Annotated in this window: 22 protein-coding genes; 17 read left to right on the top strand and 5 right to left on the bottom strand. The window is 36.9% G+C overall.

The window, feature by feature from the left end; translation table 11 throughout:
• Positions 1–127: 127 nt before the first annotated feature.
• Positions 128–511: a hypothetical protein gene (locus GD597_RS09870; protein WP_171607683.1), complete on the bottom strand. Its 384-nt coding sequence runs from the start codon at positions 509–511 to the stop codon at positions 128–130.
• A gap of 77 nt (positions 512–588) precedes the next feature.
• Positions 589–1,062: a Dps family protein gene (locus tag GD597_RS09865; protein WP_171607682.1), complete on the bottom strand. Its 474-nt coding sequence runs from the start codon at positions 1,060–1,062 to the stop codon at positions 589–591.
• Between the two features lie 523 nt (positions 1,063–1,585).
• Between GD597_RS09865 and GD597_RS09860 the strand changes: the two genes are divergently transcribed.
• The 10 genes from GD597_RS09860 (at position 1,586) to GD597_RS09815 (ending at position 10,016) form a co-directional block, all read left to right on the top strand.
• Positions 1,586–2,146: a helix-turn-helix domain-containing protein gene (locus tag GD597_RS09860; RefSeq protein ID WP_171607681.1), complete on the top strand. Its 561-nt coding sequence runs from the start codon at positions 1,586–1,588 to the stop codon at positions 2,144–2,146.
• A gap of 518 nt (positions 2,147–2,664) precedes the next feature.
• Positions 2,665–2,988 (top strand): cupin domain-containing protein, encoded by a 324-nt coding sequence (locus tag GD597_RS09855; protein ID WP_216368556.1) that lies wholly within the window; start codon positions 2,665–2,667, stop codon positions 2,986–2,988.
• Between the two features lie 34 nt (positions 2,989–3,022).
• Positions 3,023–3,175, top strand: a complete 153-nt coding sequence (locus tag GD597_RS09850; RefSeq protein WP_171607679.1) for a lmo0937 family membrane protein — start codon at positions 3,023–3,025, stop codon at positions 3,173–3,175.
• Positions 3,176–3,232: 57 nt separating this feature from the next.
• Positions 3,233–3,460, top strand: a complete 228-nt coding sequence (locus tag GD597_RS09845) for a hypothetical protein (RefSeq protein ID WP_171607678.1) — start codon at positions 3,233–3,235, stop codon at positions 3,458–3,460.
• Between the two features lie 4 nt (positions 3,461–3,464).
• A complete protein-coding gene (locus GD597_RS09840; RefSeq protein WP_171607677.1) occupies positions 3,465–4,304 on the top strand; it encodes a DUF6600 domain-containing protein in 840 nt (279 codons plus the stop codon).
• Positions 4,305–4,755: 451 nt separating this feature from the next.
• Entirely contained in the window at positions 4,756–5,244 is a 489-nt protein-coding gene (locus tag GD597_RS09835) for a Dps family protein (RefSeq protein WP_171607676.1), read from the top strand.
• Positions 5,245–5,278: 34 nt separating this feature from the next.
• Positions 5,279–5,506, top strand: a complete 228-nt coding sequence (locus GD597_RS09830; RefSeq protein ID WP_171607675.1) for an SHOCT domain-containing protein — start codon at positions 5,279–5,281, stop codon at positions 5,504–5,506.
• 77 nt (positions 5,507–5,583) lie between these two features.
• Positions 5,584–6,675, top strand: a complete 1,092-nt coding sequence (locus GD597_RS09825; RefSeq protein WP_171607674.1) for an alkene reductase — start codon at positions 5,584–5,586, stop codon at positions 6,673–6,675.
• A 270-nt stretch (positions 6,676–6,945) separates the two neighbouring features.
• On the top strand, positions 6,946–7,305 hold the full coding sequence (locus GD597_RS09820; protein ID WP_216368555.1) for a hypothetical protein: 360 nt from the start codon (positions 6,946–6,948) through the stop codon (positions 7,303–7,305).
• Positions 7,306–7,766: 461 nt separating this feature from the next.
• Positions 7,767–10,016: a DUF5723 family protein gene (locus GD597_RS09815; protein ID WP_171607673.1), complete on the top strand. Its 2,250-nt coding sequence runs from the start codon at positions 7,767–7,769 to the stop codon at positions 10,014–10,016.
• Between the two features lie 238 nt (positions 10,017–10,254).
• Here GD597_RS09815 and GD597_RS09810 read toward each other — a convergent pair whose 3' ends face one another.
• Positions 10,255–11,334 (bottom strand): DUF3810 domain-containing protein, encoded by a 1,080-nt coding sequence (locus GD597_RS09810; RefSeq protein WP_171607672.1) that lies wholly within the window; start codon positions 11,332–11,334, stop codon positions 10,255–10,257.
• A 177-nt stretch (positions 11,335–11,511) separates the two neighbouring features.
• Between GD597_RS09810 and GD597_RS09805 the strand changes: the two genes are divergently transcribed.
• The 4 genes from GD597_RS09805 to GD597_RS09790 all read left to right on the top strand — a co-directional run bounded on the left by GD597_RS09805 (position 11,512) and on the right by GD597_RS09790 (position 14,627).
• Entirely contained in the window at positions 11,512–12,063 is a 552-nt protein-coding gene (locus GD597_RS09805) for a YceD family protein (RefSeq protein WP_171607671.1), read from the top strand.
• Between the two features lie 57 nt (positions 12,064–12,120).
• Complete coding sequence (gene rpmF / locus GD597_RS09800) at positions 12,121–12,315, top strand: 50S ribosomal protein L32 (protein WP_171607670.1); 195 nt, start codon at positions 12,121–12,123, stop codon at positions 12,313–12,315.
• Positions 12,316–12,346: 31 nt separating this feature from the next.
• Positions 12,347–13,294: a phosphate acyltransferase PlsX gene (gene plsX, locus GD597_RS09795; protein ID WP_171607669.1), complete on the top strand. Its 948-nt coding sequence runs from the start codon at positions 12,347–12,349 to the stop codon at positions 13,292–13,294.
• 205 nt (positions 13,295–13,499) lie between these two features.
• Positions 13,500–14,627: a saccharopine dehydrogenase family protein gene (locus GD597_RS09790; protein WP_171607668.1), complete on the top strand. Its 1,128-nt coding sequence runs from the start codon at positions 13,500–13,502 to the stop codon at positions 14,625–14,627.
• Here GD597_RS09790 and GD597_RS09785 read toward each other — a convergent pair.
• Complete coding sequence (locus GD597_RS09785) at positions 14,624–15,145, bottom strand: ribosome maturation factor RimM (protein WP_171607667.1); 522 nt, start codon at positions 15,143–15,145, stop codon at positions 14,624–14,626. The genes GD597_RS09790 and GD597_RS09785 overlap by 4 nt on opposite strands.
• 365 nt (positions 15,146–15,510) lie before the next feature.
• Positions 15,511–18,033, bottom strand: a complete 2,523-nt coding sequence (locus GD597_RS09780; protein ID WP_171607666.1) for a zinc-dependent metalloprotease — start codon at positions 18,031–18,033, stop codon at positions 15,511–15,513.
• Between the two features lie 636 nt (positions 18,034–18,669).
• Between GD597_RS09780 and GD597_RS09775 the strand changes: the two genes are divergently transcribed.
• The 3 genes from GD597_RS09775 to GD597_RS09765 all read left to right on the top strand — a co-directional run bounded on the left by GD597_RS09775 (position 18,670) and on the right by GD597_RS09765 (position 20,873).
• Positions 18,670–19,533 carry a MotA/TolQ/ExbB proton channel family protein gene (locus GD597_RS09775; protein WP_171607665.1) on the top strand — a complete coding sequence of 288 codons (864 nt, stop codon included), beginning with the start codon at positions 18,670–18,672 and terminating at the stop codon, positions 19,531–19,533.
• Between the two features lie 70 nt (positions 19,534–19,603).
• A complete protein-coding gene (locus tag GD597_RS09770; RefSeq protein ID WP_171607664.1) occupies positions 19,604–20,275 on the top strand; it encodes an ExbD/TolR family protein in 672 nt (223 codons plus the stop codon).
• A gap of 49 nt (positions 20,276–20,324) precedes the next feature.
• A complete protein-coding gene (locus GD597_RS09765; RefSeq protein ID WP_171607663.1) occupies positions 20,325–20,873 on the top strand; it encodes an ExbD/TolR family protein in 549 nt (182 codons plus the stop codon).
• The last annotated feature ends 29 nt before the right edge of the window (positions 20,874–20,902 follow it).

The raw sequence follows: 20,902 nt of genomic DNA, 5'->3' as shown, positions 1-20,902 counted from the left end.
TTTTTCCCTTTTTACTGAATTACAGTAATTAGAAAAAAGCATTCCGGCTGCAGTAAATGCAAGGCCCAATAAAGAAGTAAGCATTTGTATGATGGTTTAGTTGTTTTAAATTATACAAGCTCAGGTATTATGTAGCGGAAAAATGATCCCTAACAAAAGCATGTTCCTGGTTTTCACTCATTTTGTCGCTTTGCTTTATCTCGATATTGATATTCTTAAAATGATCATCCGCTTTTAAAATATTAAATAATTCTGTTTTGGCATTAGTTGGGCCAAACAGTAAAACCGAATCATAGGTCTTAATAATTTCACCCAGTTTTTCATAAAATGCTGCCTGCTCTCCCTGTTCTTTATTATGCATCAGTTTTTCGCCTTTTGCCCTGCTTTCCTGTTTTTCTTCGTATGTAAATTCAGTATCAATGGTAGTGGTGGTGTCTACTTCATTTGCATAAGGCATCAGATGTGCCGAAGCATGATCCATCCATATACCTAGTTTTTTTAATGTTTTCATATTTGATAATTAATTGTAGGCGCTGTTTTATATTAGTGAGTTAAAGCAATCGTTAGGCCAACACAAAATGGTATTGCTTAATTAAGATATCTTCTTATAATCCAGGCAGTTGTTTCATGTTGTTCCATTAAGCCCGTAAAAAAATCAGCGGTGCCTGCATCTTTATTTGTAGTACCGCTTTCTTCAATATCTTTTCTTAATTGAATAATAACCGTTTCGTGGTCTTTTAATAATTCCAACAGCATTTCTTTTGACGAGGCATATTGGCCCGGACTTTCTTTTACAGCAGACAGGTTTAAAAATTCACTCATGGTACCAATGGTTGGCTGGCTAAGTTTTCCAATACGCTCCGCTACTTCATCAATAGACTCTTCCAGTTGTTTATACTGGTTTTCAAATAGTTTGTGCAATTCCATAAAACTTTCACCGGCTACATTCCAGTGAAATTTTCTGGTTTTTATATATAGCGTCATTTCGTTGGCCAATACAGAAGAAAGCAGTATTGCACTGCCCTTTAGGTTCTTTTCCGAAATGCCAATATTCGTTTTCATATTTCTTTACTTTTTAAGTGGTAAAATTTCTGCTTTAATTTATCTTCTTTATTCATGCAGATTTGTACCCATAAAGTTGAAATTAAATTTAGTCACCGGCATTACACAATTGCGTAAAAGAGTTACATGATTCACGTATTTAACTGTTATCGCGCCTAAATGAAGTAGATTTACTTGTTGGTAGTTAATTCAAAAATATTAAGGCGGTTAAATCAAAATAAAAAATACAATTGGTTAACCGGCTCTGGCACAGTTATTCAGCATCGTTGTGTCACTCACTTGTACGCCTGTAATGCTTTGCGGCAAAAGGTATTAGTACAAAATAATTCCATCTTAAGAATCTCTATTTGGTATCAAGACTTAATCTATACTGATAATAGCAAATGTTTATGTTGCAACATTCAAAAATTTTATTTGCATTTGCCGTACATTAAGTAGTATAAATTCACAACAACCAAATTTTCAAGTAACCAGTATCCTTAAAAAATAAACATAGTTATGGGCTAATTATGAAAACAACAATATGAAACTCTATATCAAAAATATGGTATGCATCAGGTGCAAAATGATTGTAAAGGATGAGCTTTTAAAATTAGGGCTACATACTTTAAAAGTTGAATTGGGCGAAGCTCATATCAGCGAAGAAATTATTGCCGAAAAATATGCCCAATTAAAAGCAGCGCTGTTACAATGGGGCCTTGAATTAATGGATGATAAGAAAAGCATGCTGATTGAAAAAATTAAAAATGTTATAGTAGAATCCATTCATTATGCCGATGAAAGATTGCTTACCAATTTTTCAGACCATTTAAGCGAAAAATTAAATTACGATTACACCTATCTGTCCAATCTTTTTTCAGAAGTACAAGGCACTACTATTGAGCATTTTATAATAGCCCATAAAATTGAACGTGTAAAAGAACTATTGGTATATGATGAATTAAACCTCACCGAAATTGCCTGGAAATTACACTACAGTAGTGTAGCGCATTTGTCTAACCAGTTTAAAAAAGTTACAGGCTTAACTCCTTCTCACTTTAAGCAACTAAAAATCATCAGACGCGGTACTTTAGACAATCTGTAAATGATGTAAGAATTAACTACAATTGTGTAATGATTGACCGCCCCAACAGCGCTACTTTTGAATTGTATTTAGGTATCAAAATAATAGCAATTACGATTACTTTTTTTCTGATTGAAAACACCAAAGTATTTCACTGTTAACGATAATACTATTATTTCTTATTATCAGGGCTGTTGCTAACCACACTTTCAAACCGGTATAGTATTTATAATTAGCAGTTGAAATGCGGCGGTTCTATTTGCCATATTATCATTAACAGTTAAAACTGTTTTAATATGGTTTTGCTGCCACAAGGGGGGAACCATGAACCGAGCGTGGCAAGTAAAGTTGCAAATGAATGTATGGCTGGTATCATAATAATTAACTGTAAAAAAATGGAATTAAACTGCATGGTCAGGTGCTTAAATGCATATTCAATCAGGGGTTTCTTTTATACATAATCGGCAGGTTTAGTACCTGCCGATATTCTACCAGTTTTACAGAGAAATAAGTGTATAATTTTTATGGAAAAAAATGAGATGAAAAAAATCAGGTCCTCTATAAGTATTGAAATAATTGAATATATACCACAAGCTATGGTGAGTAAAACGATCATTGAAAAAACTACTGGTAACATAAATGTTATTTCATTTGCAGATGGAGAGGGGTTGGCAGAGAAAAAATCACCGCACGATTCATTTATACAAATTATTGATGGCCGGGCAGAATTAGTAATTGATGGTAATCTTCACATGCTTGAAACAGGTTATTCTATTATTATACCAGCCAATACATTTTATTATATAAAACCTAATGAGCAGTTTAAAATGATTGCAACCATCATTAAAAGTGCTTACGAATAAGTTTTGCTTTAATCACTTCAATAAAAATTTAATCATGGGAAATTTGTTATACGGCATTGCCGTAATACTTATACTGGTATGGGCTATTGGCTTTTTTGGCGGCTATGCCAGCGGGCTTATTCATGTTTTACTTGTTATTGCCATTATAGCCATTATACTAAGGGTTATTCAGGGTAAAAGCATTTAAAAAATGACTTATTCATTTTTTAAAGTACATCTTTCGTAGAATTATAAAAAAACAACAATGAAAAATTTTCAAAAATTCAGCTTGGCTGCAATTACGTTTTTGGCCGCAGTTTCGTTTACATCCTGCTCAGTTGAGTACAGAGCACGTCATCCAAGACCGGTGCGCCCTGTTCGTCCTAAACGTGTAATTGTGGTTGGTATGACAGAACCTGTGATGCCTGTGAATACCAATACAACGGCATTTGCTAAAAACCATACCCAGCAAAATACACATACTACAAAATAATTGTATGAGAACCCTTATTAAACTCTTCTTTTTGGCTGTTATATGGAGCGCAGTTATATGTGCTACACCACAAGCAAGCCATGCACAACAAGCTACCGTTAGCCTGCAGCTTTTTTACGATCAGTTAAGCCCGCATGGTAAATGGGCAAGGCACCCCGATTATGGATATATCTGGATACCAAGGGTGCATGCCACATTTAGCCCATATAGTTCAGATGGCCATTGGATTTTTACCGAGGAGGGCTGGACCTGGATATCTGATTATTCCTGGGGTTGGGCTCCTTTTCATTATGGCCGGTGGACCAGAGATAACTACTACGGTTGGGTATGGATACCCGATACTGAATGGGCTCCTGCCTGGGTAAGTTGGAGACGATCTGCCGGTTATTTTGGTTGGGCACCCATGGGGCCGGGCATTAGTGTGAATATTGCTATTGGAAAGGGCTATAACGAGCCTAACCAACACTGGACATTTGTGCGTGACAGAGATATTCAAAGGCCGGATATTAACCGGTATTATATTAATAGAACGCAAAATGTTTCCATAATAAAAAAGTCTACAGTAATTGTAAATACACATGTGGATAATAGCCGCCATGTTACTTATATAGCCGGACCCGATAAGGCCGATGTGCAAAGAGTTACAGGCAAACCTGTTAAGCCGGTTGTTATACGGGAGAATAATATTCCCGGACAAAAAGTTGACAAAAACGAACTGCATATTTACCGGCCTCAGGTACAAAAAAATAATCCCAATGGTAAGCCTGATGCGCCTGCAAAAGTTGTGGAGCTAAAAAAAGTTAAACCCGCAGCCGTTAAAAAGAAAGCTATTAAAAAGGATTAAAATAAAAGCTGTAGCAGTATGGCAGGTCAACAGGTGCAAAAATGTTTTTTTCTAAAGAATAATGAGCCGGTCTGCAATACTACTTTCATGCTTTACTTGCGTCGCACACTTGTACGGCAACAAATACAGCAATAGGTACATTGGGTAAGCCAGGAATTCCTTATGTACCACGGATATAAATTCTGCAAAAAAAATAATTAACCCTAAACATTGGAAAATCAGTGCACGATACATAAAACTAAAGGCACTATAAAGAATACTCAACCGGGTATTCTTTTATTTTTTATTCTGGCGATGAGCGAAATATTTTCCTAACACTTTAATTGAAACTATTGCTGAGTAATGATATAAAGTTAAAGTGATTGCGACGCAACCTGGATGCCATAATAACTACTGCTTGTATTAAACTACTTTTTTCAAAATTCAAATTCATCAAACAAAACCTAAAATTATGAAACCTTCTATTGGAATTACAGAAAACAACCGCCAGGCAGTTGCGAACGAGCTGGCCGTGCTTTTAGCCGATGAGTATGTATTGTATACCAAAACAAGAAATGCACACTGGAATATTGAGGGTATTCATTTTTACGAAAAACATAAATTTTTTGAGGTGCAGTTTACACAGCTGGATGAAATGATTGATAAGGTTGCCGAGCGTATACGTTCGTTGGGGCATTATGCTGATGCTTCTCTAAAATCATTTCTAGCCATTACCCACTTAGCTGAAATAGTTGTGGATGGCAATACAAGCAACAACTATATTAAAGAGCTGTTAATGGATCATGAAAGTATTATTATTCATTGCAGGGAAAATGTACACCGCTTTGGTAACGAATACAAAGATTTTGGTACCAGTGATTTTGTAACCGGCTTAATGGAAGACCATGAAAAAATGGCCTGGTTTTTACGATCACACCTAAAAGAAACAGCACAGGCCTGATAGAAAATTTTATGACTTCACAAAAAAATGCATTATGATATACGAGAATTATTATTGGGGAATGAACCTTATTTGGTGGATTATTTGGGTGGTATTAATTGTATGGATTTTTGTTGTGCCATACGATGTTCCCGGCCAGCGCCGCAGAAAAGATACGCCTTTAGATATTTTGCAACAGCGTTTTGCTGCAGGCCAGTTTACCACACAGGAATACAAAGAAAAAAAAGCCATTTTGGAAAATGATTTGGTAAAATCAAAATAACTGAGGGGTTCGGGTTACTAAATCTTTATGTAGTTAAACTTTCTTAACAAATTGTATTTTATTCCCTACTTATTTATATGAAAACATACCAATTATTTTCGCCGGCCCTTATTGGCGGTGTAGCATTGCAAAATCATATTGTAATGGCGCCTATGACGCGTTGCAGGGCAATTGATAATATTCCCAATCAGTTAATGGCACAGTTTTACGGCCAGCGTAATTCAGCCGGTTTAATAATTACCGAGGGTACTTCTCCATCTTTAAACGGGTTGGGATATGCCAGAATTCCGGGTGTATTTACCAAAGAGCAGGTGGCAGGCTGGCGTTTAATAACCTCGGCAGTACATAAGGGTGGAGCAAAAATAATACTGCAACTTATGCATACCGGCAGAATAAGTCATCCATTAAACATGAGTGATGAAGCCCAAATATTGGCACCTTCTGCTATAAAAGCAGCAGGCCAAATGTGGACAGATGCCGCCAAGTTACAGGATTATCCCATTCCCAAAGAAATGACCACCAACGACATTATTCTTACCAAAGCCGAATATGTTACAGCGGCCTTAAATGCAATAAAGGCAGGCTTTGATGGTGTGGAGCTGCATGGTGCCAATGGATATTTATTAGAAGAGTTTTTATCACCGGTTACAAATAAACGGAAAGATAATTATGGAGGTAATATCGCAAATCGCTGCCGTTTTGTAATAGAGGTAGCCACTGCTGTTGCCAATGCCATCGGTAAAAATAAAACAGGTATTCGTTTGTCGCCCTATGGTGTGGCCAGTGATATGCCCTTGTATCCTGAAATTGAAGCCACTTACAATTATCTTTCATTACAGTTTAATAATCTGGATATAGCTTATATACATATTGTAGATCATTCATCCATGGGTTCTCCTTCAGTGCCTTTGGCCATAAAGCAGCTCACACGTAAGAACTTTAAAAATACCATCATTCTTTGTGGTGGCTACGATAAGGAAAAGGCAGAAGCCGATATAGAAAGCGGTCTCTGTAACCTGGTAGCTTTTGGCCGCCCATTTATTAATAATCCTGATTTGGTGCAAAGGTTTGAAAATAATTGGACATTGGCAGCGTTGCCAACTATGGATTTATTTTATACCCCAGGTGAAAATGGCTATACAAATTATCCAAACCATCCACCTCATTAAAAAGTAGAAATTTTCTTAGAGGCTTTTATTCCCTGTTTGTGTAATTGTTTTTTTTGACCAGGCTTTTTTCCAGAAATAAGGCATGCTTGCGTCGCACACTTGTGCGGCAGTAAGGCTTTGCCGCAAAGAGCAATGTGTCAATAGGTTAGATTAATTATATACTTATGTACGCCGGGGAAATATGTAAATAATACAACTAAAATATAGAATTGTGTAATGCTATTATGGCTTAATTAGTACAACTTACTACTCTAAACAATTTTAACTTTTATGGAAAATAATACTGATAGCCCAAAGCCTGAAAAAAACTCAACAGACAAAGCCAGGGTGATAACACTGATTGGTTATCCCTATTATCCTGCAGGCGATGATATCTATAATCAGTCTCAGAAAATGGACGATGTAGATCCGGAAAATATTACTGCCAATAAATCTCTAAATGAAGAGGAGACAGGCAGTGCAGAAAATGAGAAAAATTTTGAAGATGATGTATCCGGCAGCGATTTGGATGTGCCTGGTGCAGAAACAGACGATGAACAGGAAGTAAATGGTGATGAAGATGAAGAAAACAATTATTATAGCTTAGGTGGCGATGAACATAATGATTTGGATGAAGATCATTGGGAATAATTCCTTCAATAAATACCCGCAGAATTAGAAAAAAGTTATTCCATTTCCGGTATGTTTATTCCTGAACCTATTTTACACCCTAACAATTATGTTCTGTTCGTTTTCTAAAAATTAACCCTGCGAATTCTGCCAATAACTTGAAATACAGGAGTGAATTATGTAACTAAAACATAAAGTTATATAACAAAGCCTGCTGTTAAATATTGCACCTTTGTATAGATATTTATTTAACCCAAAACCAATAAATAAAGGGTAAATAATAACAACGCAAATTGCGTTAGTGCCTACTCTTCGGCTAATTACTTCCATTACTTTGTTCAAAAGCATAGTTAAAAGGTGGCCTAAAATGCTTCCTTAAAATAGGTGCCATTGAACGAGTAAAAGTCCTTTCCTTTTTTATGTAGTATAATTTTTATACCACGGCCGAAAAGGATCACTCAAAAAAATGTAAAATAAAATTTATGAAAAAAATCTATCTGGCAATTTTGCTGAGTATTATTATTCCGCAATGCCTGCTGGCACAAACTTACCCTGGTTATCGTAATAGCAACTATACGGGAGTTAATGGTGTGTTTTTTAACCCTGCAAATATTGCAGACAGCCGTTACAAATTTGATATTAATCTGTTTTCGGTGAATGGTTTTGTTGGTAACGATCAGGCTTCTTTGGGTATTAAAGATGTTACCCGCACTTTTAATTCAGATTCACTAAAACGTTATTTGTTTGGTGGCAACAAGCCAAATTTAAACAGCTTAATCAATACCGATTTTTATGGCCCATCCGTAATGTTTAATGCCAGTAAAAGAACTGCTATTGCTATTACTACGAGGGCACGTGTATTTTCAAACGCCAGAAATATTGATGGCAGTTTGGCACAATCATTTATTGATGGTGGTTCAGCTAGTTCAGGAGTTGCGTATCCTACTTCCTTTACTGCCAGCAACTCTGTTATTAATGCTGCAGCATGGAGCGAACTTGGATTCTCTTTGTCAACAGTTTTTAGTAAAGAGAAAAGTATGAATTTTCTGAAAGGTGGATTTAGTGTTAAATATCTTTCCGGAACAGCCAACGCATACCTAAGTATGAATAGTTTAAATGGCACCGTTGCCAATGGCGTAAATGGTACCTACCTAACCAATACCATTGGTAATATTGATATCAATACTACTGATGCGAACCTGGGAAATTATCAGTTCAAAGATTTCTTTAAATTCAATGGTCATGGTATTGGTGTGGATTTGGGCTTGGTATACGAGTTCAGACCTTATGAAATGACAAAAGACAACAATAAATATGTTGATGACCGTTTTGCCAATAAATATAAATTAAAAGTAGGTGTGGCTTTATTGGATGTAGGTAATATTAAATTTGAAAAAAGTGCTGCCTCTTCTGCCAGTTACTCAGTTAATATACCTGCTGGTCAGCAATTTTTGTTAAGCAAGTTTAAAGATCAGCCTATAAGTAATTATAAGCCTATTTTAGATACCAGCGCCTACTTTGTTCAAACAGCCAGCAATGGTGATAAGTATACAGTGGTATTGCCAACAACTTTGCAGGTTAGTGCTGATTATAATATAAACAACAAATTCTTTGTTACAGCTGCAGCTCAAATGGCTTTTAGCGAGAAGAAGAATCTTAACCTGTATGCTTATAATTCATATACACTTTCACCTCGCTTCGAAACAAGAAGTTTTGGTGTAGCTGTACCTGTAAATTATAATGATCTTACACATGTTAATGTAGGTCTTTCGTTGCGTGCAGGTCCCTTCTTTGTAGGCTCTGGTAGTTTTTTTACAGCCCTATTTGGCTCAAGCAAACAGGCTGATATACATACTGGTTTTCATATAGGCATTCCTTACAAAAAAGTAATGAAGCCTGATACTGACGCAGATGGCTTTTTTGATGACGTAGATAAATGCCCTACCGTATTTGGTATAGCCAGATATGGTGGTTGCCCTATTCCCGATACAGACGGTGATAGCATTAACGATGAAGAAGATAAATGCCCCACGGTTTTTGGCTTAGCAAAATATGCTGGTTGCCCAATACCTGATACTGATGGTGATGGTATTAACGACGAAATGGATAAATGTCCCACTGTAGCCGGTACTGCCAAATACGAAGGTTGCCCTGTTCCTGATACAGATGGTGATGGTATAAATGACGAAATGGATAAATGCCCTACAGTTGCCGGTATTGCAAAATACAATGGTTGCCCTCCACCGGATACTGACGGAGATGGTGTAAACGATGATGTTGATGTATGTCCCAACGAAGCAGGACCCGCCTCATCAAAAGGTTGTCCTCCTGAAAAAATAGCCGTACAAATTACTGCTGAGTTTACCAATGTGCTTTTTGATTTTGGTAAAGCAACCATACGCCCCGAATCTATGGAAATAATTGTGCGGGCTGCAAAAGTGATGAACGAAGAAATTCCCAACTCTACGTTTTACATTGATGGTTATACCGATAATGTTGGTAGCGCCGCAGCCAATAAAACGCTAAGCAAAAAAAGAGCACAATCAGTAGCCGATGCATTGGTGTCTGCAGGTATTGAAAAATCCAGAATTATGGCAAGAGGACTTGGTAAAGACAATCCTAAATGTGATAATAAAACCAAAGAAGGTCAGCAGTGTAACAGGCGTGTAGAAGTTACCATTAGAAACATTAATCAAAAAGAAGAAAAAGTAGGATATAAACTTAAAAATTAGTTATTGGTACGAGTGGACTTGAAGTAAAGGGGCTGGTCTTTAAAAAGACTGGCCTCTTTTTTTGTGTACCAGGCTAGATGTTTTTTATGGCATCGCCGCTTGCGTCGCACTCTTGTACTTACGGTTCATTGCGCGGCAGACCTATGGCTGAGAAACGCTCAGAACGTATAAGTGTGCGACGCAAGCAAAGCTGCATAGCGCATCATAGCCGGGCTAATTACTTTTATTTTAGCCATCATTACAGCTTACCGTATTTTTTTTGATAGGCAATCAGCCAGCTTATCACATCTTCGTAGGTATCCATTCCCTGAGGCTGGTTGTTGGCCTTAAGGTATTCGCCGTACAAGAGGGTAATATAAGGTTCAACCGGGTTTTGGTGTGCTAGTAAAAATGTTTTATAGTTCTGTAAATCCTGCTTAACAAGCGTGTCTAATTGTTGGAATTTGGTTTTTGCAGCAATCGAATCGCGGGCATACAGCTCTCTGTTGGCATAAAGAAACAAGTCAATATAAACAGAGTATCTGGTGGCAACATCATTAGAGGCAGATGCTGCCAGGTATCCGGCAAAATTGGCTTCATCTTCTGTGGCATAGCCCAATTGATGACCAATTTCGTGGCAGACAGTATAAGGTATAAGAAATCGGGGTATCGTAGTATTTACCTGTGCTTCTCCTGAAAAAGGGTTATAATACCCTAAAAAACCTGCATAATTACCAAATCGCCCAAATAGAGAAGATTTGATGGCCGGGTGATTATAAGAAAGATGTGGATAGGTTGTAGCTACTTTGGCATACGCAGCTTTGGCATCCTCAAAAATGGCTTCATCACTTTTATTTGTTGGGGGAAGGGCAATTCTTTCTTTATTTGCCTTTACAATAAGTGAATCCGTTAAGGCCGATAGGGCTGCTGTGGAATATGCTTCCGGTGTAATATGTAGTTGATAAGCAATGCCCAGCCGGTTATAATTAATACCCCAGCACACATAAAAAATAAGGTATACGCTAAGGCCAAAACTGATAATTTTCTTTGAACATTGCCATAAATAAACCCTGGTAACTTGTTTATTAAAAAGCCGCTTAAAAAAATGAACAATTTTGAATAAAAACCAAATGCCTGCGATTGTATATAATATGTCACCAATACTAATAGGCAGCCAGCCGCTGATTATTCTTAACAATCCTGATATGAATGGGTAAAGTCCATTGTAATAATAAGTTTCTACCCTAAGCGGGTTTATAGAAAACCAGGTTACAAATAAAATGCTTGCCAATAATATCAATGGTAAATACAGTTGCTTTAGGCCATTTTTCCAATTCATGGTTTAAAAATATCCGATAAAAGGCTTTCTTTGTTAGGCACTGCCGTTATTTTATTAATAAAATGTGGCTATTCAGGTATTTTTTCTGAAAGAAGGGCATCAGTTTTTCTTCAACTTTGATATTACTTTGGCTATAATATTAAAATCTATTACCTTTGCGTTCCCAAAAAAAGTGCTATGAACCATCGAAGAGAGTATGAAATTGCATTTGTGGGGCTAAAACCTGGGATTCATTTATTTGATTATCAGGTAAATGAGAAGTTCTTTGCACACTATGGCCAACAGGATTTTTCTAACTGTATTGCAGAAATAAAACTGCAATTGGAGAAGAATAATTCTTTCATGTTGTTAAAATTTGATGTGGGCGGTAAAGCAGATGTTGCCTGCGACAGATGTGGCAACAATCTTAACCTGCAATTGTGGGATGAGTTTAAAATGACCATTAAATTGGTAGATGAGCCAACTACAATGAACGAACAGGAGGAAGATCCTGACGTTTTTTATATTGGCAAAAACGACAGTCATATATATGTTGGAGATTGGATATATGAGTTTGTAAACCTCAGTATTCCCATGCAGCGTATGTGTAACGAAGAAGAAATGGGTGGCCCGCAATGTAATAAGGAGGTATTAGAAAAATTGCGTAAAATGGAAGAAGAGGCCAGAAAAGATACCACTACGGGTACTGTGTGGAAAGGATTAGAGCAATTTAAAGATTTAGGAAATTAATGGCCGTAAGGTCGCATAATAGGTATACATTTTTTTGATAGTATAAAATTTAGCATCATGCCAAATCCAAAACGGAGACATTCGCAACAACGTAGTGCAAAAAGAAGAACTCACTATGTAGCACAGGAAGTTACTTTAAGTACAGATTCTACCACTGGTGAATTACATGTACGTCACCGCGCACATGTTAGCGAAGGTAAATTAATGTACAAGGGTAAAGTAGTTAGCGAAAAAGCGCCATTAAAAGCATAGTTTTTCAACACATAATCGTAGCTTGCCGGACATGAATATTGCATTAGACATGATGGGTGGAGATTTTGCACCGCTGGAAGCGGTTAAAGGTCTGCAATTATATCTTGCCTCAAATTCAGGTCCGGCTACTATATTTTGTATAGGTGATGAATCACTCGTTCAGCCTTTATTGGAGGAATATCAAATCAATATGTCCTCTGTTAAAGTAATCCATGCCCCCGAAGTAATTGGTTATCATGAACCACCTACCAGGGCCCTAAAAGAAAAACCACGTTCTTCTATTGCAGTTGGTTTTCACTTACTTTCTTCAGGTAAAGTAGATGCTTTTTTAAGTGCTGGTAATACCGGCGCTATGCTGGTTGGTACCATGTATACCATTAAAACTATTGAAGGCGTATTAAGACCTACCATTTCTACTGTTGTGCCAAAATTAAATGGTAATACAGGCGTATTGCTTGATGTGGGTCTTAATGTAGATTGTAAACCCGAGCAATTAAATCAATTTGCCGTTTTGGGTAGTCTTTACGCTCAGTATATTCATAATGTCGATAATCCCCGTGTTGGTCTCTTAAATGTGGGTGAAGAAGAAGGTAAAGGCAATTCATTGGCACAAACTACCTACCCCTTACTAAAGGAAAACAGCAAAGTCAATTTTATTGGTAATATTGAAGGGCGTGATTTTTTCCACGATAAAGTAGATGTTACTGTTTGCGATGGTTTTACCGGCAATGTCATCCTGAAAATGGCAGAATCTTTCTTTGATTTGGCCGAACACCGCAACGTAAGTAACGATCCCTATTTCCACCGTTTTCATTACGAAAATTATGGCGGTACACCAGTGTTGGGTGTTGCAAAACCCGTAATCATCGGTCATGGCATAAGTAACGATAAAGCTTTTAAAAACATGATCATCACTGCAGAAAAGATGATTGAATGCGACTTGTGCAACAAGATAAAAGAAAGCTTTGTTACAGCTTAATTCCTCCTCTTTTTATAACTATCTTTTTTGTTATCAGCTGGCGAAAATAATTTAAGCATCCTTGCGTCGCACACTTGTGCGCCTGTATATATATCATCAAAAGCTTATTGATTAAAAGCAGGAAAATAGCTCCAACTTTTGCAATACATAATCTCCCAATAATCTGCTTTCTGTTTATTAGCTTTGCCCACTTAAATAAAGCTATATGAAAATCGCAGTATTAGGTGCAGGTATGGTAGGCAGAACAATGGCATTAGATCTGGCCCTTCAGCACGAAGTAACTTCTTTCGATGCCAGCGAACAGGCACTATCTATCTTAACCACCAGGAATGCATCCATCACAACTGTTACAGCAAACCTTACTGCATATGAAGCGTATACTGCCATGCTGGCGCCCTTTGATATGGTAGTAACAGCAGTGCCCGGTTTTATGGGTTTTAATACTTTAAAAGCGGTAATAGAAGCAGGTAAAAACGTGGTAGATATCTCTTTTTTCCCCGAAGATGCTTTATCACTTGATAAGCTTGCAAAAGAGAGAAATATAACTGCTATAGTTGACTGTGGTGTTGCCCCTGGGGTTAGTAACCTGGTAATTGGATACTACAATGAAATCATGGAACTCGAAAGCTTTGAATGCTATGTTGGCGGATTGCCCAAAACACGTAAAAAGCCATTTGAGTATAAAGCACCATTTTCACCAATCGATGTTATCGAAGAATATACCCGCCCGGCACGTTTAAAGGAAAATGGTAAAATTGTGGTAAAGCCGGCATTAACTGAAATTGATTTAATGGAATTTGATGAGGTAGGTACCTTAGAATCATTTAATACTGATGGTTTACGTTCTATTTTGTTTACTATGCCTCATGTGCCTGATATGAAGGAGAAAACCCTGCGTTATCCCGGCCATGCAGCCATGATTATCGCATTACAACGCAGTGGCTTTTTTGCCGAAACACCTATGCAGTATAACAACCAGGAAATAATTCCTTTGCATTATACCTCTGCCATTTTGCTAAACGAGTGGAAACTGCAACCCGGCGAGGAAGAATTTACCATTATGAAAGTGGTAGTAAAAGGTAAATCCAATGGTGTGAAAAAAACAATTGAATATAATATGCTTGACAGGTACGATACTGCAACACAAACCTCTTCAATGTCCAGAACAACAGGGTATACCTGTACCGCAGCCGTAAATGCATTTGCTGCAGGATTGTTCAGCGATAAAGGTGTTTTTCCACCCGAATTGGTTGGTAAGTATGAGAGTTGTTTTAATTATATACTCAACTACCTCAAAGAAAGAAATGTAAACTGGGTAAAAACAGAATACTAAACATTTAAATAAACATCCAGCAAGCCATCAGGAAGTACTACATGTACTTCCTTTTTTTTGTGATCAATATTCACCAAAGTGGCATCATGCAAGGGTATTAAAACTTCTTTTTCTTCTTTTATAAAGCTAAGTAACACCTGATGAGGCTGTTCTATTACTTCCTCAATAATGCCCAATGCAGTTCCTTCCTCCAAAATGGTATAGCCCAATAAGCCAATAGGTGAATTTTTTGCCACCATTTTTCTAAAATCTTCCTGTGGCAACCATACTTGTTTTCTTAATAATATCATTGCCTTTTCCCTTGAATCAATATCTTCAATTTGTAATATGGTTTCATCCTCTGTTTTGGCTTTGGCCGATGTTACAAAATAGGGTAGGTAAGCATCCTTTTTCTCTTCCACAAAAATGGCTTCGCCGGGTTTAAAACTAATTTTTTTACCCAGTGCATGTTTTAATATTAGTTCACCTGTTACCCCAAAAACAGCTGCCAGCTTACCAATGTTAATATAATCGCTCATAGGTTGCAAAACTAAATGCTTGTTGGCATGTAGCATAATTTTTAAAATGGTTTATACAAATGCATATGATTAGCCAGGCAGCTGATTAATAATTAAGCATCCGTTGCGTCGCACACTTATGAGTTCGCCTATTGCCGGGCAGTAAAAACATTATAACAGCACGTGAATTTACAATTGGTATAATGTTAGAATCAATCAAATACATTTTTATTGTTGCCTTTTAATCAGAAAGTACAAGTGTGCGACGCAAGTAAAGCTGCCAGATACTACAATTGTCTGGCTCAGAGAAAATGCTTAAATCGTGCCATTGCAAGCAAAAAAAAAGCACCCTTTTTTGGGTGCTTTTTATGAAAATAAAAGTATGATTATTTTGGTTCAAGTGCTCTTTTAATACGCTCTGCAACATCTTGTAGGTGATACTTGCTTAACTTATCAGTAGTGCCTGGAATAGCGGCAAGAATATCTGCTCTAAGGCTGGTTAAATGCGCCCTAACAATAGATGGGATATCCGTGTTTTTGATGTTTATGCTACCAAAACCCGCCAATGTAAAGCCACTGGCAGCTGGTGTGGCCGGGTTAATAATAGCCATTAGTGTTTCTGCATATGACTTTTGCAGGTTACGGCGTAAATTATCAATTGGCTTTTTGGTGCTAAGTTCGCTCCAAACACCTTTTTTAACATCGTTTAGCAAATCTTCAGCAGCATAGGTATTAGCTGCACCAAAGCGGTTGGCAGTAATGGCTAACCTGTTTAACCTGGAAGAGCTGATTAAACTATTTAAAATATTGGTTTGAATATTTCCAACAGTTTCTGCAGCAACCGGATTGCTAAATTTATTTAGAAGGCTTTTATCTAACAGCCAGTTTGGTGTTGTAAATAATTGCTTATTTAAAAAGCCTACTGCATCCTGTTGCATGGTTTTAGGCGTTGGTTCATATACATCGCCTTGTTGTTCTACGCTTTTGGGTGTTTCGTAAATTCCGCCAACGTTTTTAAGTACATGGCCCATATAGCGGCTAAATTGAGTGGTAACCTGGTTGTACATATTGTACAGGTTGTCGTATTTATCAGCTTCCTCTTTTGTCCATGTATTTAAATTGGGCACTATGCGTTGTAAATTTTTAATACCGTATTCGCTGGCTTTTACATTATTATCGCTTAGGTCCTCTGTTTGGGAACGCGGATCGAATGGATTGGTTTCTGTTCCAAACCAAAGTCGTGGATTGGCGCTTAAGCTATCAATTATCCATTTATTGGTAATTTTTGCATCTTCCTTAGCATCTTTGGCATTGGTAGGTGTGTACCCCCACTGAATAGCCCATTTATCATAGGCTCCTATACGGGGGAATAACCCTACTTCTGAGATATTGTCTTCGGGCTGAGCTACATAATTAAAGCGGGCATAGTCCATAATAGAGGCAGTGTGCCCATTTGCTTCAACCCAGGCTTTATTTCTTAATAATTCAACGGGGGTTTTACTACTGCTACCCATATTATGTCTTAAACCAAGGGTATGGCCAACTTCATGGGAAGATACAAAACGGATTAGTTGTCCCATAAGGCTGTCATCAAAATTCATGGTTCTTGCTTTGGGGTCAACAGCCGCGGTTTGAATAAAATACCAATCGTGCAATAATTGCATTACATTATGGTACCATCCAATATGGCTTTCCAGAATTTCTCCGCTACGTGGGTCGTGTACATTGGGGCCATAGGCATTTTCTATATCAGAAGCAAAATAGCGTAAAACAGAGTATCTGGCATCTTCCAAACTCATAGTGGTATCATTTTCCGGCCATTCTTTTGCCATAATTGCATTTCTGAAGCCAGCCTTTTCAAATGCTTTTTGCCAGTCATTTACACCGGCAATCAGGTATGGTCTCCATTGCTTGGGAGTAGCTGGATCTATATAATAAATGATAGGTTTCTTTGGCTCAACCAATTCACCTCTTTTAAATTTATCCAAATCTTCCTCTTTGGGTTCCAGTCTCCATCTTGTAACAAAAACATCTTCCTGAACTTTCTGCTGATTGTCGGAAAAAACTGTATAGTAATCAGCAAAATACCCTACCCTTGGGTCGAAATATCTTCTTGTCATGGGCGTTTTAGGCAACAGTATAAAAGAGGTATTCATTTCAAATGTAACAGCGCCCGCTGCGTATGCCGCAGGCAATGTAGCTGATGGGAAGGGTGAGCTGCCAAAACCTAAATTGGGATAAGAATTATAGGTTTTTACTGTTTTTACTTCAATATTAATAGGGTAGCTGTTTATTGTTTTAATATAGCTTCTGTCACTGGCCAAATTAGCCAGATTCAGGAATTTTTTACCACTGGGGTCAATATTAATAACCTGATTGTCACCATTAAAGAAATCAGTAACATCAATAATAACACTGGTGGAGTCTTTTCCCAATGCTTTTATTTCAAAAGCAGCAGCAATTGGATTTAAATTTGAGTTGGTAACAGCCTTATAAATTTGATTGGTAGAATCTGCTACACTTATGGTAGTAATAACCCTTAGAAAAACATTGTCTTTTGGTCCTCTTTCCCATGAAATAGTTTGTTCATTCGCCTCTTCGCCGCCATAAATATTTCCACCGCCGGCAGCCTTACTAAATCTGGTGATTGCCATAATTTCCCTTTTCATAATTGAATCAGGTATTTCCAGATACCATTTCTCATCAATTTTATGAACGGTGAATAAACCGGGCTTTGAAATTGCTTTTTCTGTAATAAGATCCTGATATTTTTTTGGACCGGTAGGAGGTTTTGCAGGTTTTGGTGGAATTGAATCTGATTTTACAATGGGAACTACCTCTTTCTTTTTTTGCGCAAAAGTGAGAGTAGCAGTAGCTAAAACCAAAATAGATAGCAGTACTTTCTTCATAAATGATTAATAGTTTAAAGAATAAATGTACTGGAATAATTGTAATACTGCTATTTCGAATCCATTAACCCATGCAATATTTGTTAAGCGGTTAATCAGTTTTAAATTTCGTAAATCTTTATATGTTTACTACCGCATTTGAATATTGCCGGCAATTCATTTCTTGAGGTTTATGGCACAGACTAACTAATAAAAAAACAAAAATTTATTCGGGTAAATAAATTTAATCACAACGCAAACGTTTGCATAAGAATGTTTAGGTACAGTGCTGATAAATAGATTGAAGTAAATGGTTTTTATAAAAGAATCCTGATAATTTTTTTCCATATTGCAGGTATTAAAAAATAAAGCTGTTATTTACAGATTTGCTCATTCTGTAAAATTTACGCATTAAAATAGGGGTTTCTGAAAATTTCGAAGAAAAGTGACTGATTAGAAGCGATTTGTTCACAATAAAGGGTTTATTAAAAAAAAACAGCAGGTTTTTTTATAAAAAAGAAAATATCATGTTGGTGGCGTTAAATAAAGTTTTTAATTTGTGCACCCAATCAAATTATTTGAAATAAACTTGCTATTTCAAATGAATTTTCATTAGAATTGTAATCTTAAAATTTTTAACCAAAAATCAATTGTGTCATGGCTGAAACAAAACCAGCTGCAACTGCGGCAATTAAAAGCACAACTTCTGTACAACCAGTAAAAAAGAGTAATTCCATTTCCTGGATTGCGCCACTTACCTGTATCATTCTTGGGTATGTTATCTGGCGTTATGTTCTCGGTGCTTCAAGTAACTTCACTGCCCCTGATATGGAAGGGGGATTTTGGCCTGATCATCAGGGTCCTAAAGGAAACTTCCCTCGTATGTATGAAGGTGGTATTATTGTGCCTTTATTGATTGGATTGATGTTGACTGTGTTAACATTTGTAATTGAAAGATTTTTAACTGTTACAAGAGCTACAGGAACAGGCAGTATTGCCGAGTTTATCCGCAAAGTACAGTACCACCTTGCCAATAAAGATGTTGATAAAGCTATGGCTGAATGCGACAAACAGAAAGGTTCTGTTGGTAATGTTATGAAAGCCGGCTTACGTAAGTATAAAGAAATGATTTCAAATGGTGAATTAACAACTGAGCAAAAGGTGTTAAATATCCAGAAAGAGGTTGAAGAAGCTACTGCTCTTGAACTTCCAATGCTTGAGAAAAATCTGGTTTTCCTTTCAACTATTGCCTCTGTTGCAACATTATTAGGTTTGTTGGGTACGGTTATGGGTATGATTCGTTCTTTCTCTGCTCTTGGTGAGAGTGGTGGTGGTGAAGCTGCTCAGAAACTTTCTCAAGGTATTTCTGAGGCATTGTATAACACTGCATTAGGTATTGGTACATCTGCAATTGCAATTATTATGTACAACGTGTTTACCACTAAAATTGATTCTATCACTTTTGGTATAGATGAATCAGGTTTTACCTTAACACAAAGCTTCGCAGCTAACTACAAATAAATTGAACATTTATTTGTGGAATATAAAGGTTGTTGCATCTACTTATCAGAAGTTATAAAATATTTACATAATGTCAAGACCTAAATTACCACGAAAAAGTACGAGTGTCGATATGACTGCGATGTGCGATGTTGCTTTTTTGCTGTTATCATTCTTCATTCTTACTACAAAGTTTAAGCCTTCTGAGGCTGTTCCGGTAAGCACACCTAACTCAGTTGCTTCTAAAGTTGCACCTGAAAAGGATGTGGTACTTATTACTTTGAATAAAGATGGAAAAGTTTTCCTTTCTACAGGGGATAATTCCATCGATAAGGCAAATAAAAAGGAAATTATTTCTACAATTAATAGCTCCAAAAATCTTGGACTAACTGATGCTGAAATAGCCGCTTTGGTAAAAGCGCCTTTTATTGGGGTTGCCATCAATCAATTAAAGCAGCAAGCTACCATCCCTGTTGATAAAATGACAGACCAAACTTTACCGGGTATTCCTTGTAAAGACACGTCTAATAATGAATTGATAGATTGGATGAGAGCTGTAGCTACAGTTTATGCAGGACAAAAGCCTAACTTATTGCTCAAAGGAGATAACATTGCAAAGTATCCATCTTTTAAAAATGTAATTACTGCATTTAAAAAGAATGAATTCTTTAAATTTCAAATGGTTACCAACCCTGAGAGTGTTCCACAAGGATCAGACCTTTGGAAACAGTCAATGAGTAAGGATGCAAAATCTGAAGAATAGCTTTTATTGAATAATAGAAATATATTTTTAAAAATTTAAATGTTTTATCATGGCAGAAATGGATACCTCGGGCGGCGGGGGGAAACATAAGAAAGGCCCCGGCGTCAAGAAAGGGAAAAAAATGTCAACTAGGGTAGACCTTACTCCAATGGTGGACTTAGGTTTCCTGCTGATAACATTTTTTATCTTTACTACTACAATGAGCCAGCCAACAGCAATGAAGCTGAACTTGCCGGATGACAGAGCTACTCCGGAAGAGCAGAATAAGGCTAAAGAATCTGGTGCGCTTACCATTTTGCTGGGAAAGGATAATAATGTGTTCTATTATGAGGGAATTTTAAAAGCAGATGCTACTGGAACAAACTTCAAAGCATCTAATTTTAAAGATATCAGAGACGTTCTTATCCAAAAAAAGCAATCAACAGATACTTCTGATATGGTGGTAGTTATCAAGCCAAGTGATGAAAGCACTTATAAAAATGTAATTGATATTCTTGATGAAATGTCAATTAACGTTATTAAAAGATATGCACTTGTTGATATCTCTCCTGATGAAGATCAGTTGATTAAAATAACAGAACAAAGTTCTGGTAATTAGGATATTATCAGGATTTCAATTAAATCAAT

Source organism: Limnovirga soli (assembly GCF_013106755.1).
GTDB classification, from domain to species: Bacteria; Bacteroidota; Bacteroidia; order Chitinophagales; family Chitinophagaceae; genus Limnovirga; species Limnovirga soli.
This window is presented reverse-complemented; position numbering and strand designations above follow the sequence as displayed.